The 16,773-nt window shown below is 51.0% G+C and carries 16 protein-coding genes (1 of these 16 running past the window's edge); 5 read left to right on the forward strand and 11 right to left on the reverse strand.

The window, feature by feature from the left end; genetic code table 11:
• From WG31_RS07595 to tmpT, 3 genes are all read right to left on the reverse strand, one after another.
• On the reverse strand, positions 1–1,738 hold the 5' portion of the coding sequence (locus tag WG31_RS07595; RefSeq protein ID WP_063354133.1) for an excinuclease ABC subunit UvrA. 776 nt of this gene lie to the left of the window's left edge; 1,738 of the gene's 2,514 nt are visible here — the first part of the coding sequence; its start codon is at positions 1,736–1,738; the stop codon falls past the left edge of the window.
• Positions 1,739–1,849: 111 nt separating this feature from the next.
• Positions 1,850–3,106: a dicarboxylate/amino acid:cation symporter gene (locus tag WG31_RS07600; RefSeq protein WP_006117159.1), complete on the reverse strand. Its 1,257-nt coding sequence runs from the start codon at positions 3,104–3,106 to the stop codon at positions 1,850–1,852.
• Positions 3,107–3,279: 173 nt separating this feature from the next.
• Positions 3,280–3,921, reverse strand: a complete 642-nt coding sequence (tmpT, locus tag WG31_RS07605) for a thiopurine S-methyltransferase (protein ID WP_063354134.1) — start codon at positions 3,919–3,921, stop codon at positions 3,280–3,282.
• A gap of 125 nt (positions 3,922–4,046) precedes the next feature.
• Here tmpT and grxB point away from each other — a divergent pair, with 125 nt between their 5' ends.
• The 3 genes from grxB (at position 4,047) to WG31_RS07620 (ending at position 7,916) form a co-directional block, all read left to right on the forward strand.
• Positions 4,047–4,691, forward strand: coding sequence for a glutaredoxin 2 (grxB, locus tag WG31_RS07610; RefSeq protein WP_063354135.1), 645 nt, complete (start codon positions 4,047–4,049; stop codon positions 4,689–4,691).
• A 692-nt stretch (positions 4,692–5,383) separates the two neighbouring features.
• Positions 5,384–6,739 (forward strand): MFS transporter, encoded by a 1,356-nt coding sequence (locus WG31_RS07615; RefSeq protein ID WP_063354136.1) that lies wholly within the window; start codon positions 5,384–5,386, stop codon positions 6,737–6,739.
• Between the two features lie 103 nt (positions 6,740–6,842).
• Positions 6,843–7,916 carry a cobalt-precorrin-5B (C(1))-methyltransferase gene (locus WG31_RS07620; protein WP_063354137.1) on the forward strand — a complete coding sequence of 358 codons (1,074 nt, stop codon included), beginning with the start codon at positions 6,843–6,845 and terminating at the stop codon, positions 7,914–7,916.
• Between the two features lie 4 nt (positions 7,917–7,920).
• On the opposite strand, the gene cobM is transcribed toward WG31_RS07620, so the two are convergent.
• The 3 genes from cobM to WG31_RS07635 are packed head-to-tail and all read right to left on the reverse strand — an operon-like array spanning position 7,921 to position 10,295.
• The gene (gene cobM, locus WG31_RS07625) at positions 7,921–8,679 is read right to left on the reverse strand and encodes a precorrin-4 C(11)-methyltransferase (RefSeq protein WP_063354138.1); all 759 of its coding nucleotides are present in this window, start codon (positions 8,677–8,679) and stop codon (positions 7,921–7,923) included.
• Positions 8,680–9,054, reverse strand: coding sequence for a cobalamin biosynthesis protein (locus WG31_RS07630; RefSeq protein ID WP_063354139.1), 375 nt, complete (start codon positions 9,052–9,054; stop codon positions 8,680–8,682).
• The gene (locus tag WG31_RS07635; protein ID WP_063354140.1) at positions 9,051–10,295 is read right to left on the reverse strand and encodes a bifunctional cobalt-precorrin-7 (C(5))-methyltransferase/cobalt-precorrin-6B (C(15))-methyltransferase; all 1,245 of its coding nucleotides are present in this window, start codon (positions 10,293–10,295) and stop codon (positions 9,051–9,053) included. The genes WG31_RS07630 and WG31_RS07635 overlap by 4 nt, the downstream gene beginning before the upstream one ends.
• 89 nt (positions 10,296–10,384) lie before the next feature.
• Here WG31_RS07635 and WG31_RS07640 point away from each other — a divergent pair, with 89 nt between their 5' ends.
• On the forward strand, positions 10,385–11,188 hold the full coding sequence (locus tag WG31_RS07640; protein ID WP_063354922.1) for a cobalt-precorrin-6A reductase: 804 nt from the start codon (positions 10,385–10,387) through the stop codon (positions 11,186–11,188).
• Here the strand turns inward: WG31_RS07640 and cobJ are convergent.
• From cobJ to WG31_RS07660, 4 genes are read right to left on the reverse strand one after another with little or no spacing between them, the layout of a single operon-like run.
• A complete protein-coding gene (cobJ, locus tag WG31_RS07645; RefSeq protein WP_063354141.1) occupies positions 11,158–11,916 on the reverse strand; it encodes a precorrin-3B C(17)-methyltransferase in 759 nt (252 codons plus the stop codon). The two genes, WG31_RS07640 and cobJ, sit on opposite strands and share 31 nt — an antisense overlap.
• Positions 11,913–12,638: a precorrin-2 C(20)-methyltransferase gene (locus WG31_RS07650; RefSeq protein ID WP_063354142.1), complete on the reverse strand. Its 726-nt coding sequence runs from the start codon at positions 12,636–12,638 to the stop codon at positions 11,913–11,915. Before WG31_RS07650 ends, cobJ begins: the two co-directional genes overlap by 4 nt.
• Positions 12,639–13,268, reverse strand: a complete 630-nt coding sequence (locus WG31_RS07655; RefSeq protein WP_006117170.1) for a precorrin-8X methylmutase — start codon at positions 13,266–13,268, stop codon at positions 12,639–12,641.
• Positions 13,255–14,487, reverse strand: a complete 1,233-nt coding sequence (locus tag WG31_RS07660; RefSeq protein ID WP_063354143.1) for a precorrin-3B synthase — start codon at positions 14,485–14,487, stop codon at positions 13,255–13,257. Before WG31_RS07660 ends, WG31_RS07655 begins: the two co-directional genes overlap by 14 nt.
• 170 nt (positions 14,488–14,657) lie before the next feature.
• Between WG31_RS07660 and WG31_RS07665 the strand changes: the two genes are divergently transcribed.
• Positions 14,658–15,197, forward strand: coding sequence for a Dabb family protein (locus WG31_RS07665; protein ID WP_063354144.1), 540 nt, complete (start codon positions 14,658–14,660; stop codon positions 15,195–15,197).
• A 51-nt stretch (positions 15,198–15,248) separates the two neighbouring features.
• Here WG31_RS07665 and fumC read toward each other — a convergent pair whose 3' ends face one another.
• Positions 15,249–16,697, reverse strand: coding sequence for a class II fumarate hydratase (fumC, locus tag WG31_RS07670; RefSeq protein WP_063354145.1), 1,449 nt, complete (start codon positions 16,695–16,697; stop codon positions 15,249–15,251).
• Positions 16,698–16,773: the final 76 nt, after the last annotated feature.

The raw sequence follows: 16,773 nt of genomic DNA on the forward strand, positions 1-16,773 counted from the left end.
GAATATTTTGTAACCCGCTGACCACCTGCCCTTCTGGTTCAGCACTTTCCGCCACTTCTGGAATATCGTTTTCACCGGCTTCAGGCTGCTCAACGGGTTCTTTCTGCCCAAGTGCCTTGGAAACGATACTGACCAATGCCTGACCGGCTAAACTGGATTTTCCGGAACCAGAAATACCCGTCACTACCGTCATTACACCTAAGGGCAATTCTAGCGTGACATTGTGTAAATTGTTCCAATTGATACTCTTCAGGCAAAGCCACCCTTCAGGCTTGAGTGGAACCATCTGCCCGTGCTTAATCTCATTAAAAATATAAGGCCGCGTGCGGGAGCGAGAAACAGACCTCAGTCCTTCTAATGAGCCACTATACAGGATTTCCCCACCTTTTTCGCCTGCATCTGGCCCTACATCCACCAGCCATTCTGCATGCCGAATAACTTGGCAGTTATGCTCAACCACCAAGAGCGAATTTCCTGCATCCAACAATCCATGCAGTGCCTTAAGAAGGGCCTGTGTATCGCATGGGTGCAAACCAGAGCTTGGTTCATCCAGCACATACAGCACACCAAACAAATTAGAACGGATTTGAGTGCCCAAACGCAGACGTTGATATTCACCGGGGGAAAGTGTTTGCACGCCCCGGCTTAACTGAAGGTAGCCAAGCCCCAATTCCAATAAAGTTTGCAAGCGTTCTATCAGCGCTTCCACAATACCATAAGCGGCCAGCCCCGTCGCATCGGTCTGCTTTTTGAGTTGCTGGCTTTGTTCGCGCAAAATGGCCGTAATTTTCTTGAGCGGTAAAGATGAAAGTTCGGCAATATTGCGCCCAGCAAATAACACCTGAAGCGCTTCAACTTTAAGCTTCTGACCATGACACTCTGGGCACACGCTGCTAACCATGAACGATGCAGCTCGCGCCCGCATTTTAGCGCTTTGCGATTTGGTGAATGTGTTCAGCACATATTGGCGTGCACCGGTGAAGGTGCCGTTATAATCTGCGGGAACACCGTGCTTGATAGCTTCCAGCACTTGCGCATGCGTGCGACCGGGGTAAACAGGTTCTGTTGGGGTTTCCTTTGTGTAAAGGATCCAGTCCCGCGTGGCTTTGGGAAGATCTTTCCACGGAATATCTACATTCACACCACGCGTGATCAGAATATCCCGCAAATTTTGGCCCTGCCATGCAGTCGGCCATGCCGCAACGGCCCTTTGCCTGATACTGAGCGTATCATCCGGAACCAATGTTTTGTCTGTTACATCGTAAATACGCCCTAGCCCATGGCAGCGTGGACATGCCCCCATTGGCGTGTTCGACGAGAAATCTTCTGCCTCCAAACGGCTCATGCCAGCAGGATACGTGCCAGCCCGCGAATACAGCATGCGCAAGAGGTTTGAGAGTGTAGTTAGGCTGCCAACAGAAGATCGGCTGCTACTGCCTCCGCGCTGCTGTTGCAATGCTACGGCTGGGGGCAGGCCTTCTATGGCATCCACAACCGGCACTGGCATTTGATTAAACAGCCGACGTGCGTAAGGAGAAACAGATTCCAGATACCGACGCTGGGCTTCTGCATAAATTGTGCCAAATGCCAGCGAGGATTTGCCTGACCCTGAAACGCCGGTCATTACAACAAATTTATCGCGCGGCACAGAAACAGAAACGTTTTTCAGATTGTGTTCACGTGCCCCGCGGACGCAAATCATATCGGCTGGGCTGCTGGCAGAAGACTGTGTTTTCATGGGGGCATTATACGCCCCCTATTTCTGCCCTGTGGTATGGAAAAAAGAATAGGTGCCCTGCATATAGCGTTTTCTGGCGTTTAACGCGGCCAATCGGGCACTTATTAAAGCTTAAAGCGTATCCTCTGTTGGCCCATCAGAAAGCGCACCTTCCCATTTAGCCGAGATTGCAGCGGCATACCCATTGCCCAACACGTTGGTTGCTGTGCGCATCATATCCAGAAAATGATCAATACCCAGAATGAGCGCAATACCTGCTTCCGGCAGACCAAACTGAGGCAGCACAGCCACAAGCGTAACAAGTGAGGCTCGCGGTACGCCCGCAATACCCTTACTGCTTAGCATCATCACCAACAGCATCAGAAACTGCTGAGACCACGGCATATGGATGCCATAAGCCTGTGCAATAAAAATGGCCCCGAAAGACTGAAACAGAATGGAGCCATCCATATTGAAGCTGTACCCTAGCGGCAGCACAAAACCGCTGATCCGAGTAGGTACACCAAAATTTTCCAGCTTTTCAAGCAGCAGCGGATAAACAGATTCACTACTAGCCGTGGCAAAACCTAACAGCACAGGTTGCACAAGCTCGCTCACCAGCCTTTTAATGCTGCGCCCCAGAACCAGAAAAGCAATAAAGGTAAGAACGCCCCACTGCACAAAAATCGTGCCATAAAATTCTGCTAAAAACCGTCCAAAATGCAGCAACATGCCAGCGCCACTTTGGGCTACAGTGCCCATAATGGAGCCAAATACGGCTAGTGGCGCCAGCACCATCACCATGTCTGTCATACGCAGCATGATATGCGCCAGCTCTTCGGTCCATTTCAGCATGGTTTCACCGGCCTTGCCCGCTGCGGGCAAGGCCACACCAAACAGAACCGAGAATACCACGATCTGAAGAATATCATTGCGCGCCATGGCATCCATGACACTGGTTGGCACCACATGCAGTAAAAATTCAACAGGCTGAAAAGGATGCTTTAAGGATGAAATATCAGACGGCAGAGGCGCAGAAAACCCATGACCTGGCTGCAAAATATTGGCTGCAAACAAGCCAATAAGCAGCGAAATAAAGGACATGGTGATAAACCACAGCAAAACGCGCCCACCCACGCGCACCACCAAGGTATCGTCCCCCAGCTTGCCGATACCGCTTACCAATGTTGCAAATACCAACGGCGCAATAATCATGCGTATAAGCCGCAGGAAAAACCCTGTTAACAAGGTTGCCACCTGATGCGCAGCCGAAATATAGGCCGGAAACAGATCATGCACCGCAAGCCCGCACAGAATGCCAAGCACAAGGGCAATCAGGATAGCGTAGGTGCGCCGTTTGGTATTAGTAGGTGAAGCAACCTCTGCCATCTGTCATTCTTCTCCCTCTGGAGCATGAAACTTGTCAAAAAGAAGGCTCATATAGGGAAGAAGACGCAAGAGGTCAAAGCTGTAAGAATAAGCAAAATTATTTCTTAACCGTATCATTTATTTGACAATATAAATGATTACCTGTCCGTTTTTTGGTAAATTCCTGATACAGACTATTCAGGTTTCAAAAGCCATACGCTCTCGGTAGCTGGCACACCGCCTTTTAGACCTCCTGCTACCGAAGTATTATCCAAACACATTATGGCATAATCTGCCCCATAATACCGCTGAATATCTTGCTGGGTTACACTGAACGGTGGCCCCGCTATGCAAGACTGATCATAACCTAAAGTAACAAGAAGTTGCTCTACCTTGCCCGAAATATCTATCAGATGCTCTGCATAAGTTATACGCATGGCGGGCGGCAAGGCCACCAAAGCGGCCCGATCGTAAATTGCCTGTACGCAACCGAGTAATGCACGAGAGAGCGCGAAAATATCACCCACAAATATGTTTAGGTTTTCAGCCTTAAAGCACAGCATATTGGAGGCCACTTGAGATATTTGTGGCGTTATACCAAGTTCAGAAAAAAGCTGTTCTACCGCAATCTGGCTAAGCTCTACTCCAACCACCTTCATGCCACGTTGTAGGAGCCAATGAATATCCAGCGTTTTGCCACATAATGGCACAAAAATACGTGCGCCCTCCTTAAGCTCCAGAACAGGGAAATATTTGACCAAAAGCGGATTAACAGCGGAAAGATGAAAGCCAATTTGGTTTTTCTGCCATTTCATGTCCCAGAATTGTGCATCCATTTTGGCCTCTTTCTGCTATAAAATCATTTATGATAGGTTTTATGCTTAGTGCGTAAACAGCAAAGCGAACACCCTGTTTTTGCAGGATATTCGATCCTACACTCTGTATCAGAAAGTTGTCTCTTATGCGTAAACTTTATGTTTATGATCATTGCCCATTCTGCATTAAAGCCAGAATGATTTTTGGCCTCAAAAACATTCCTGTCGAGATTGTTGTTCTTCAAAATGATGATGAAGCAACACCCATAGGTATGATCGGCCAGAAAATGCTGCCCATTCTGGAAGAAAACGGGCACTATCTGGGGGAAAGTCTGGATATTATTGCGCAGATAGACCGGGAAGGAACACCTCTCCTTACAGTTCCTTCCCGTCCAGAAGTTTCTGATTGGATCAGCCGCTCCAGTTCGCTGCTGTATAGGCAGTTTTTGCCTCGCGCCGCAGCGGCCCCTTTCGCAGAGTTTTCCACCACATCTGGACGAGCATACTTTATTCGCAAAAAAGAGGCTTCAACTGGCCCATTCTGCACGATTTTTAATGGAGGCCCAGAGGCCCTTCTCCCGTTAAATGCATTGTTAGAAGATTTGGCCTCTCTCCTGCCTGAACCATCTACTCTTCAGGGGGCGCTTTCTTATGATGATATTCATCTGTTTGCGCATCTGCACAGTTTTTCCATTATCAAAGGGCTTACCTATCCCGCTGCAGTAGAGAACTATAGGCAGGCTCTTTCCAAGCGTTCGGGCATTGCCTTGCTGGATGCTATAGCCGTCTGATTATAAAAAACTTTTCCTGTGTTACATTTTGTGAGAATTCATAATCATAAACACAGGAAAGGTTTGTATATAAATAAAAATGAAAAATAATACATGAGTATTTGTTTTATAAATTTATGATTTTAAAAAGTAATTTTTCAATTATTATAAAATTATATATTTATTTTCACATTTTATAATTATGCCAAAATAATATATTGCAAAAATTTTCCGTTGAAAATTTTATTAGAAAATATTATCAAGGCAATGTTATGACAACTGGCATAAGGAGAGGCCTTTCCTTTAGAATTGTAATTCTTCCCTAACATCAAATGGTTTCGTTTTCTTGTGGTCTTTAGATGGGTGCCTGTTTTATATTATTGCAATAATATAAAACCATAATCTGTTTACTCTCAGATTTTTCCTTTTCTCCCATCTGGCAAGCAGATACATCCAGCTATCGCATAGTGCCGCAGACCCGCTGCGCTTTTTTCCCTCAGACACATGTCCTGAGGCTTTTTATGGTTAGAAGCCCCTATTGGCTCTTACCATTCAGGCGCGGACTTCCCTCCGAACCGTATTTTTCCACAAGATTCCGGAGTGAACGGCCATTTGGCATCACCCGGAGAATTGCAGTCAGCCAGCATATTCCGCACTTCGGTGGAATATCCCGTCAAAATGACGGTTGCCTGTGTAAAGAGGAGTATCTCCCCTTGAAACAGACAGACTCCCTGTCGCCTCCGCCTGCATCTTTTGCAGATCGTCTTGGAATTCCCGCGCCCCTGTTCTGGGGCTTTGTGGGGCTTCTGTTCTTCATGATCGGTGATGGTGTAGAAGCCGGTTACCTTGCCCCTTATCTGGAAGGGCATGGTACATCAGCCGGTAATACCGCACTTTTGTTCACTATTTACGGCGTTACTGTTTCTATCTCCGCATGGCTATCTGGCCCACTGTCTGATCTATGGGGCCCCAAGCGGGTAATGTGGATTGGCTTGGCGATCTGGGCCGTTTTTGAAGTTATCTTTCTGGCCTGTGGTGTTGCCGTTAACAGCTATCCCATTATGCTGCTGGCCTATTCCCTGCGTGGTTTAGGGTATCCGCTGTTCACCTACGGCTTTCTGGTCTGGATTGCTGCTGCCACGCCGCCGCGCCAGCTTGGTTCTGCAGCAGGCTGGTTCTGGTTTGCCTTTTCTGGTGGTCTGCCTACCTTGGGCTCTCTGTTCGCCAGCTTTGCCATCCCTGTTATCGGAGAAATGGCCACTTTCTGGTCTTCTCTGGGGATGGTTGTTTTTGGTGGCTTGCTGGCTCTGCTGCTTACGCGTGAACCCACAGGCTCTCAGCGTCTGGCAGCCCCCGGCACTCCAGCCAAGGAAATCTTCTTCAGCTCTATCAGTATTCTATGGCGCGAACCCAAAACCTTTGTGGCCATGGTGGTACGCACAATCAACACATCATCCGAATATGCGTTTCTGGTGATTATGCCGACCTTCTTTACCAAGGTTATTGGCTTTACGCTTTCTCAGTGGTTGCAGTTGCTGTCGATTGTGTTCCTGTCCAATATTCTGGTAAACCTGTTTTCCGGCATTTCAGCAGACAAATTCGGCCATCGCGAAGTTGTGGCTTTTGGTGGCGGCATTGGGGCAGCCATTATGGTGCCTGCTTTCTATTATGTGCCGCAGATGTTTCCCGGCAACTTTATGATTGCTGCTATTGTAGGCGCTTTGTATGGCGCTTCCTTAGCTGCTTTTGTGCCTCTGTCCGGTTTGGTGCCCCAGATTTGCCCGAAGGAAAAAGCTGCGGCTCTTTCAGCTCTTGGGCTGGGCGCTGGCGCCAGCACATGGGTTGGCCCGGCCATTGTAACGTGGTTTGAATCCTGGCACGGCGTTGAAGGTATTATCTGGATCTTCTCTGGTCTGTATGTTGCCTCTGCCCTGATGACCATGTGCCTGACCATTTCACCCGAAGCACATCGTTACCTGAAAAAAATCTCCGAACGGGAGAAACAGAAGCGCGCAGCCGCAGCCCGTGGTGATATTGGTGAAGAACTTTCCCTCAGCAAACAATCCTGAATCCGCTCTGCTTTATATGCAAAGCTGGCAAAAAGCCCCGTCCAGCAATGGATGGGGCTTTTTTTTATGTTCTGCAACACGCAGATGAATTACATCATGCCGCATGGCACCCAACACTCATCCCCTCCGGCGAGGCTGGACAACAGGCAGCTGCGCAACAGCCGCCGCAAAGGCAGCGTGGCAGATCCTAAACGGCCATTCGGCCCCGGCCTGCGTAAATATCACCCTTCCCTCCGGCCAACATGTTGGTTTCGCCATTGCCCGTACCGGTGGCACGCTAGAGGCACCTTTTGCTGAAGTTATTAAAGATGCGGGGGATGATCCCGATATCACGCATGGGGCGCTTATCCGTGCAACCGTCAAAGCTTTGCCTGCTGGTTACGGCATCGCATTTCAAGCAGGCTCCGGTGTAGGCACTGTCACCCGCCCCGGCTTGCCGCTAGCGGTGGGAGAGCCAGCCATAAATCCAACACCTCGGGCCATGATCCGTGCAGCTTTAACCGAAGCAAATGCCGGTATCTGCCCAGATGCAGAGGTGAGTATCAGTGTAGAAAATGGAGAAAAACTGGCTGAACGTACGTTAAATAGTCGGCTAGGCATTCTGGGCGGTTTGTCCATTCTGGGCACAACCGGCATTGTAGTGCCTTTTTCATGCTCGGCATGGATTGAAAGCATCCATCGAGGAGTGGATGTTGCGCGCGCTGAAGGCTTGACGCATTTGGCAGGAAGCACCGGAAATGTTTCTGAAAAAGGCGTGCAGAAATTCTATAATCTGCCCGACAGTGCGCTTATTGAAATGGGGGATTTTGCTGGTGGCCTGTTAAAATACCTTCGCAAACATCCTGTGCCACACCTTACGATCTCTGGCGGTATCGCCAAAATGACCAAGCTTGGCCAAGGCTTTATGGACCTGCATTCTAAACGAGGCCCAGCAGACATGCGCCAGTTGGCTGCGCTTGTTCTCGCACATAACGGAAAACCCGATATAGCAGACACTATTGCGCGCAGCCCCACAGTAGCAGAGGCCTTTTTGCACGCAAGTCAGCAGGGTTTTCCGCTAGGCAACCTCATTGCCCGCTCGGCCTTGCAAACCGTTAAGGACGTTCTACACCCCGCCCCCATACAAGCCGATGTGCTGGTGTTTGACCGTGCAGGCAATCTGGTTGGGCAAGCCTGAAAGCTTAGTCCTGCCCGCGAAAACGCCGCCGATAATCAGGGTTATACAAAGCGCTTTCCCTAAAATCTTTATCCCCCAATACCCGGCCCACTATCACAAGTGCGGTGCGTTCTATGGGGTTTTCTTTTAATTTATTTACAATGTTAGCGAGTGTTCCGCGTAGCACAAGCTGATCTGGCCATGTCGCTCGGGCCACAATAGCTACCGGACAATCCGCCCCATAAAAGGGTGTCAGCTCTTCTACAATTCTATCCAGCGCATGCACTGCCAGATGAATAGCCAATGTAGCCCCTGTAGCGCCAAACGCTGCCAGCGTTTCTTTTTCTGGCATAGCGGAAGCACGCCCGTTTACACGCGTAAGCACCACACTTTGGGCAACGCCTGGTATGGTTAATTCCTGCCCTAATATGGAAGCCGCTGCCGCAAAGGCTGGTACGCCCGGTGTCATGCTCCACGGAATACCGTGCTTGTCCAAGCGGCGGATTTGCTCTGCCACAGCGCTATACACAGACAGATCACCTGAATGCAGGCGTGCCACATCCTGCCCTTGCTGATGGGCTTTTACGTATTCGGCTTCAATCTCGTCCAATGTCATGGGGGCTGTATCAACCTTACGCGCATCAGGCGGGCAGAATTGCAGCATTTCCGGCGGCACAATAGATCCTGCATACAAACATACTGGACAGGATGCCAAAATATCCCTTCCGCGTATGGTAAGCAGATCAGCTGCTCCGGGGCCTGCCCCTATAAAATGCACGGTCATTCAAATATCTCCTTCTGCCACGGCGCATGTCACACCACTCATGCTGCAACGCGGTACAATAAGTTTGCCCTGTGGGCCAGCCGCAACCAATGCACAGGCTTCAGATACCGAGGCTACGCCAGTATACTGCATGCTACGGGCTGCTACTGTCTGGCATTGCGCATTCATCTGCTGCATGACGGCAAGCTCTACCCAGATAATTCGGATATCCAGCCATTTTGCTGCCTGTAACGGCAGATTTTCTGTATGTCGAAATGCAGGCACAGCAAGAGCTGACAACTCTTTACCAAACTGCCGCGCCAAGGCGAGTTCAATACACGCCTGAGCCTGTGCTAAGGTAGCCCTGCTGTTCCAGCCCATACCTAGAAATATCATGCGGTGCCGGGCTTTTGCGCAATCCATTGCGTTACCGGCATGGCAGGGCGGAAACCGTGCAGAGAACCTATCTTCTCTAACCGAGACACAGAGATACGCGTAAGCGTTCCACCCCACTCCTGCATAGCGCGTAGCAAGCGCGCTTCTGTTTCGGCCACCACGGCATTCACAACAATACGACCACCGGGTTTAAGAGCCTGCCATGCAGTTTCCAACACACCAGCGCGGCTTGCGCCTCCGCCAATAAAAATAGCATCAGGCTTTGGCAAATCTTCCATGCCTTCTGGCGCACGGGCTTGCCTTATATCTAACCCCGGCACACCAAGAGCCACAGCATTGCGTGCAATGCGTGCAACCCGCTCTGGCTGCGCTTCAACACACACAGCGCGGCAGAAGGGAGATGCCAACATCCACTCAATACTGATGGAACCAGCTCCCCCCCCAATATCCCACAACAACTCCCCTGCCCGAGGCGCTAGGGATGACAGTGTAACAGCGCGAATTTCCCTCTTTGTAAGCTGGCCATCATGTTCGAAGCACGTATCGGGCAACCCATTGGCAAGGGGCAATGTGTGCGGAGCACTTTGGGCATCTATTTCCAACCCGATCAGATTAAGCCGTTGTATCTTATCCGGCGCACCTTTGCTGGCGTAAAAACTGTACATGGCTTCATGTGGGCCACCTAGCCGCTCCAGCACATGGCAGCGCGTTGCCCCTAACCCTTTATTACTAAGCCAGTTGGCCAAAACACGCGGCGTATTTTCATCAGCAGACAGTACAATCACACGGCCAGATGGCTGCAAAGCTGGATAAAGCTGCTCTATGGGGCGGCCACATAAAGAAATCACCCGGCAATCCTGCTCTGCCCACCCAAGCCGACTACATGCCAAAGCCACAGAAGATGGAGCTGGTAAGCACAGCATTTCCTGTGGTGGGATAGAGTGCGCAAGTGTATTACCCACGCCAAAAAAGAATGGATTACCAGAGGCCAACACTACAGTTGGCGCACCCTTTCGGGCAAGAATAGCATCTATTCCGCGTTCAAAGGGTGTGGGCCAAGCAAGTGTTTTCCCCTGCACTAATGAAGCCGCCAGTTCCAAATGGCGAGCCCCTCCGACCACAAAAACCGCTTGTGTAAGAATGGAACGCGCAACAGGAGAAAGACCTTCCACACCATCTTCCCCAATCCCGATCAGGGTGAGCCACGGGGGGTGTGGCGCATGTTGGGGTTGCTCGGTCATTTATCCATTCCTTTTTTGGCACACACTTGCACGCTAATGGGCTGGGCTTTTACAACAGTTTTATTTTTTATGCTGTAAAGCTTGCCCGTATGCCTTCATCTTCCAATAATTTTCGCGTTCTTGTTCTCGGTGGCACCACAGAAGCTTCTGCCTTGTGCCGTGATCTGGAGCAGACCCCCTCCATCAGTACCACGCTTTCCCTTGCCGGAGTAACCAAACAGCCGCATTTACCTACGCTATCCGTGCGGATTGGTGGCTTTGGAGGCGTTGATGGATTAAGCACATGGCTTAAAACACATGGCATCAGCGCGCTCATAGATGCCACCCACCCTTTTGCTGCCACTATGAGCCAACACGCCGCCACAGCCTGCGGCACTACGCAAACGCCACTGCTACGTCTTGAACGTCCTGATTGGCAGGAAATGCCAAGCGATAGATGGTTCCATGCGGCTAATCTGAAAGAAGCCGCCAGCCTGTTAGCCAATTCCCCAAAATGGAGAACAGCACCACAGCGCATTTTTTTAACAACAGGCCGTAAGGAATTAGCGCCGTTTAAAATTGCACCCCAACATCATTACCTCATTCGCTCTATTGATGCGCCCGATCCGGCCTCCTTACCTCCAAATGCAACCATTCTGCTGGATCGCGGGCCTTTTGATGTGAACAGTGAAGCCAAGCTGATGCAGGATTACGGCATCACACTTCTGGTTTCCAAAAACTCTGGGGGCAGTGCTACATACCCCAAACTGGAAGCTGCACGCCTGTTGCGTATTCCCGTCCTGATGATTGACCGCCCAGTGGCCTGCCCTCATATCCCTACAGTAGAAACTGCCCAACAAGCCATGGCATGGTTACAGGCGCATCAAGCTGCATCAACCCGCCGTAAAGTATAGAACCACGGTTCACCATTGGGCCGATCCACCAAACGGCTGGCTTTACAACCTATCAGCACCAATGTGCTCATATCGGCCCATTCCGCATTGGCATCCTGCAGGGTGGAAAGCCGCACAGCTTCATCAGGTCGCCCAATGGCGCGCGCGAAAGCAACGGGAATAGTGGCTGGCAACACACCGCGCAAATGCTCCAATGCCTCACCCAACTGCCACGGGCGGGCATGAGACCGAGGATTATACAGCGCAATCACAAATCCAGCCTGTGCAGCCAACTGCAACCGTTCCAGCACGACATCCCAGGGCTTGAGGTTATCTGAAAGGGACATCACACAAAAATCCCCACCCAACGGGGCACCCAGCCGTGCAGCCGCAGCCAGAACAGCACTTAAGCCGGGAACAACGCTAATATCCAGCGCACGCCATTTATCTGGCCCTTGCTCCAATGCTTCAAACACAGCGCTGGCCATGCCAAATACGCCTGCATCTCCACCAGAAACAACTGCCACATGTCGCCCTTGCTCTGCCATTTCCAACGCATGGCGAGCACGATCAAGTTCTACCCTATTGTCTGAGGCATGACGAACAACATGCGAAGGGGCTTCTACCCGATTTACATACGGGCCATAGCCAACCAGATCTGTTGCTTGAGCTAAGGCCTGATCTGCCTGTGGCGTACGCTGGAGGCTATTACCTGGCCCTAACCCTATAATGGTAACGCTACCCTTCATCTCACACCTTTCCGACCCGGCAGCAGAACCAGCGAGAAATAAGGCACGTTATCTGCCTGCTCTTGCAAGGCACACATACGGGTATTTTCCTGCGTGCCGCGTTCAACATATACGGCATCTTCCAAACGCCCCGCTTTTTCCAGCGCCCGCTTGACCTGTGGCATATTACGGCCTGTTTTCATGATAACTGCGGCATCTGCCTGTTCCAGCCAGTTGGTCAGCTTTTCTTCTGGCAATGTGGCAGGGAGAACGCACAACACATCATCTCCGTGCGTTATGGGCAGATGTGCCTGTGTCCAGCAGCCATTCATAGCCATAATGCCGGGTACAATTTCGGTTTCAAAACCGGCTTTCAGCCGATCAAAAAGATACATGGCCGAACCATACAGAAAGGGGTCGCCCTCACATAACAGAACGACGTCCTGCCCTTTTTCCAGCCGTTGAGCCAGATTGCGCGCGCAGTTATCATAAAACTGGCTCATGCCACCATGATACGCCGGATTGGCAACGGAAACTTCTGTTGTGAATGGATATTCCAGCCGCAACTCATCGGCATCGGGCGCAATATGTGCACGTGCAATAGTACGCGCATGGCCCGGCCTATCATGACGGCAGAAATACGCCACGACCTTTGCCGCCTGCACCAGCCGAACAGCCCTTACTGTCATGAGTTCGGGATCACCCGGGCCTACGCCAACAACCTGCAATTTGCCGCGTGTCATTTATTCACGCTCACAAGCCAGAGCATTTACAGCAGCAGCAGCCATGGCGCTGCCCCCCGGCCGACCGCGCACAACAAGCCAAGGCACATCCTTGCGGAGGGAAAGAGCTTCCTTAGATTCCATGGCACCCACAAAACCTACCGGCAGCCCGATAATGGCCGCAGGGTACGGTGCGCCTGCATCCAACATTTCCAGCAAGTGGAAGAGTGCTGTCGGTGCATTGCCAATGGCAACCACTGCTCCAGCCAGCTTTTCACCCCACAAATTCAGCGCTGCGGCTGAGCGGGTGTTGCCAATCTGACGCGCCAATTCCGGGGTGCGACTATCGCGCAGCGTGCAGGTTACGGCATTATCAGCAGGCAGTCTCGCCCGCGTAACCCCATGCGCCACCATTTCGGAATCACACAAAACATCGCAGCCCTTTTTCAGAGCCGTGCGGGCAGCCGTAACAAAATCAGCCGTCATGCTAACAGATTGCGCCATTTCCACCATGCCGCAGGCATGAATAATACGTACGACAACCTGCGCTTCTTCCGGCGCAAAGGCAGACAGATCGGCTTCCGCCCGAATGGTCGCGAAGGAGCGTTCGTAAATAGCTGCTCCATCCTTGATATACTCATACGCGGCCATTCATTATCCTTTCCTGTGGCTTGGTGCCTATAAAATAGTCTTCGACTGCTGTGTCATCTGGGAAAAAGCGCATGACAGGCCCCGATGTCGTGCCATTGTGGATGAGCCCATAGCCATTTTGGTCGGCAACAACCGTCCAGCTTGCTTTTGCAGGGTGCGCACAGCCTTTACTGCATCCAGATACATGCAGGCTTTCCCCTGCCCCCAAACTATGCGCCAGTGTTTTTGCCAATGCTTGTGTTGCACCTTCTGCTTGCGCACATCCTGCATTTCCCATGCAGGCAGAAACTCGTAAAATAGGATTGGTGCTTGTATCCACCATATCCGCCACATGCGGCGCGTACGGCATACCGTGCAGAATAATACTGTGCCACGGCGTAAGCCGCAGGATGCCATCTCCGTTTCGTGCATGATGCGCGCAGCTACGCAGCATAGTGGATGTTAAAATGCCTAATGGCGCATTAAGGGCATATAAGGCAGAACCTATTGAGCCTGCTAATAAAGCCGGATCCGGCACGGCTGCACTCGTAACTTCTGCTGGATAATAAGGCTGATGAATGGCCTGAAAGAGCATTTTACCCGTTGCTGGGTACCGTGCTGGCCGTTTACCTTCCGGGATGGCGGTAAAAGCCTGGGCCAACTTTACAGCCAATTCAACTATGGTCTGAATGGGGGCAGCCTTGCTTTTCTGATTGCCACATACAACAGACCACAACCCCGCCCCATTGGCTTGCAACGTGATATCTGCCTTCAACAACCCAACAGTAAACAGCCCTCCGCCATCTACGGCAAAGCCAAACTTATCCGGCAATACAGAAAGAGTATCGGCATGACACAAGGCCATGCGCAAAGCTGCGGCACATTCCAACGTATCTGGAGCACAGGATCGATCACACCCCGCCAAAGGGGATACCAATAACGCCAAGCGCTTTTCATGCTCAGGATTGGCCATACCTAAACCTGCCAGAACGGCCAGTTCGGGAAAACGCAAGGCGTTGTTATGAGAGAACCCACGCAATTGCAGGCTGGCGCGGTTGGTAAGGCAGATCAGCCCATTGCCTTCACGCTCTGCAATCTGTGCCAGAAAAACAGCCTGCGCCGCAGTTATCCGGCCCAATGGTGGCCTTACACGCACCAACCAGCCATCTTTGGCTTGCATGGGGGCAAACAGACCCGGACACCACCCTTTAACCTCTGGCGGCGTAAAACGCTGTGTCACGCTATCTGCCTCCTTTCTTGGCTGCGGCGGATACAAAATCTCTCTTCACGGTCGCCCTGTTACGCAACACAAGCCTTGCTTGTCAAAAAGCCAAACGTACTTCCATATTTAAGAGAGAGGCAGCCTGTAGCATTACATGAGCCAGCAGCAATCTGTGTTATGAAAGACAGATGATCATAACATCTCCTCTTTCCATCCGCTTGGGCTTGATAGCAGGTTTGTTTTTTGCCGGATCAGGCATTTACTCTACCCGCGCCTGCGCAAATGAAACCCTCACGCTGGATACAGCCGCACAGGCCACATATGCGTTGGTGAAACAGATAGGTGAACAGCGCTTTACTGCGCCAGACTTTCGCCCCGGCACTGTGCGGCATATGGTGATGTTTCAGTTCCGCACCACAGCAACTGCTGCCGAAAGGCAGGAAGTCACACGTCGTTTTCTGGAACTGGCGACACACTCACGCCGACCGAATGGCAAACCGGTTGTTGCCAACTTGGAATCTGGGCCACAAAATAGTGGTGAAAATGCAGATCACGGGCTGGATTATGGGTATCTTGTTACCTTCCGTTCAGAAGGTGATCGTAATTACTATGTAGGTCGCCCGATTGTACACACGAGCGGATGTTTTGACCCCGCGCATGATGCCTTTAAAAAATTTGCTGCACCATTTCTGGCCAATGTGGTGGTTTTTGATTTTACCGTAAAATGAAGGGGAGAGAGAAACCCTCCCCACTCCGTTAAGGCTTGAAATATTTAGTATTCAGGCCCCGGCAACGCCTTCTCCCACCATATCAAGTGGGTTTACCACCTTGTCGAAGGTAGGTGCATCTACGTAACCAGATTTAAGGGCTGCATCCTTGAGGGAAAGATCATGCTCCATGGCAATGTGCGCAATTTCCGCAGCCTTGTCATAGCCAATAACAGGGGCCAAAGCGGTAACGAGCATAACGGACCCACCCACATTCTGCTTGAGCCGCTTTTCGTTTAGTTGCGTACCTTCAACAGAAAAAATGCGGAAGTTATGGCAGCCATCGGCCAAAATACGGATACTGGCAAGACAGTTGGCCAGTATTACCGGCCGCATCACATTCAGATCCAACTGGCCCTGACTAGCCGCAAAAGCAATGGTGTTATCATTCCCCAACACCTGCGTTGCAATCATCACCATTGCTTCACATTGAGTGGGATTCACTTTGCCGGGCATGATAGAAGAGCCAGGTTCATTTTCGGGCAGATGCAGTTCTCCTAACCCGCAACGTGGGCCGGAGGCCAGCCAGCGCATGTCGTTGGCAATTTTCAGCAATGGCACCGCCAGGCCGCGCAAACCCGCAGATGTTCTGGCCATGGCATCCAACCCACTTAACGCAGCAAATTTGTTAGGCGCCGTAACAAATGGCTGCTTTGTTAGCTCTGCTATACGCGCAGCTATAGCTTTGCTGAAACCTGCTGGCGCATTCAGCCCCGTGCCAACAGCAGTACCCCCGGCAGCAAGCTCGAACAAAGCTTCACGATCTTTACGCAGGCCACAAAGCGCATCTTCTAGCATTTGCACCCAGCCAGACCATTCCTGCCCTACCGTTAAAGGTACAGCATCTTGTAAATGGGTGCGGCCAATTTTAACAACGTCCATCCATTGTTCGGCCTTTTGCCGTAAAGCTTCTATAAGCTTTTCTACGCTGGGCAAAAGTCGGTTTTCAATTTCCAGCAATGTGACAACATGCATGGCCGTTGGAAATGAATCGTTGCTGGATTGGCCCATGTTCACATCATCATTGGGATGGATGGGTGTTTTAGAGCCAATTTTGCCACCTACAAGCTGAATGGCACGGTTTGCAATAACCTCATTCACATTCATATTTGTTTGGGTGCCAGACCCTGTCTGCCAAACAAACAGCGGAAAATGTGCATCCAGCTTACCTGCTGTAACTTCATCTGCAACCGTAGCTATCAGATCTGCCTTCCATTGCGGCATACGCCCTTCTGCCGCGTTCACTAACGCAGCCGCTTTTTTAACAATGCCATATGCATGATACAGCGGTAGAGGCATACGCTCTGTGCCAATGGAAAAATGCACCAGACTGCGCTGGGTTTGTGCTCCCCAGTATTTGTCTGCCGGAACATCTATGGTTCCCATTGAATCCCGTTCCTGCCGGACACCTGTGGCCTGAATACCTACAGGACAAAAACGAATTTGCGGATTATTGCTCATGATACATGATCTCCCTGCTGGCTCGTGACGTTCAGCCAGCTTTCTGGTTTGAGCAGCATAGACCTCTTCCGCATCT

It is taken from the genome of Acetobacter oryzifermentans (assembly GCF_001628715.1).
In the GTDB taxonomy this organism is placed as follows: domain Bacteria; phylum Pseudomonadota; class Alphaproteobacteria; order Acetobacterales; family Acetobacteraceae; genus Acetobacter; species Acetobacter oryzifermentans.

What these genes read in the sequence shown, in the direction of transcription:
- WG31_RS07600 (WP_006117159.1), bottom strand. Translation starts at nt 3,106, where the DNA reads ATGGCAGAGGTTGCTTCACCTACTAATACCAAACGGCGCACCTACGCT.
- tmpT (WP_063354134.1), bottom strand. Translation starts at nt 3,921, where the DNA reads ATGGATGCACAATTCTGGGACATGAAATGGCAGAAAAACCAAATTGGC.
- grxB (WP_063354135.1), top strand. Translation starts at nt 4,047, where the DNA reads ATGCGTAAACTTTATGTTTATGATCATTGCCCATTCTGCATTAAAGCC.
- WG31_RS07620 (WP_063354137.1), top strand. Translation starts at nt 6,843, where the DNA reads ATGGCACCCAACACTCATCCCCTCCGGCGAGGCTGGACAACAGGCAGC.
- cobM (WP_063354138.1), bottom strand. Translation starts at nt 8,679, where the DNA reads ATGACCGTGCATTTTATAGGGGCAGGCCCCGGAGCAGCTGATCTGCTT.
- WG31_RS07630 (WP_063354139.1), bottom strand. Translation starts at nt 9,054, where the DNA reads ATGATATTTCTAGGTATGGGCTGGAACAGCAGGGCTACCTTAGCACAG.
- WG31_RS07635 (WP_063354140.1), bottom strand. Translation starts at nt 10,295, where the DNA reads ATGACCGAGCAACCCCAACATGCGCCACACCCCCCGTGGCTCACCCTG.
- WG31_RS07640 (WP_063354922.1), top strand. Translation starts at nt 10,385, where the DNA reads ATGCCTTCATCTTCCAATAATTTTCGCGTTCTTGTTCTCGGTGGCACC.
- cobJ (WP_063354141.1), bottom strand. Translation starts at nt 11,916, where the DNA reads ATGAAGGGTAGCGTTACCATTATAGGGTTAGGGCCAGGTAATAGCCTC.
- WG31_RS07650 (WP_063354142.1), bottom strand. Translation starts at nt 12,638, where the DNA reads ATGACACGCGGCAAATTGCAGGTTGTTGGCGTAGGCCCGGGTGATCCC.
- WG31_RS07655 (WP_006117170.1), bottom strand. Translation starts at nt 13,268, where the DNA reads ATGGCCGCGTATGAGTATATCAAGGATGGAGCAGCTATTTACGAACGC.
- WG31_RS07665 (WP_063354144.1), top strand. Translation starts at nt 14,658, where the DNA reads ATGATCATAACATCTCCTCTTTCCATCCGCTTGGGCTTGATAGCAGGT.
- fumC (WP_063354145.1), bottom strand. Translation starts at nt 16,697, where the DNA reads ATGAGCAATAATCCGCAAATTCGTTTTTGTCCTGTAGGTATTCAGGCC.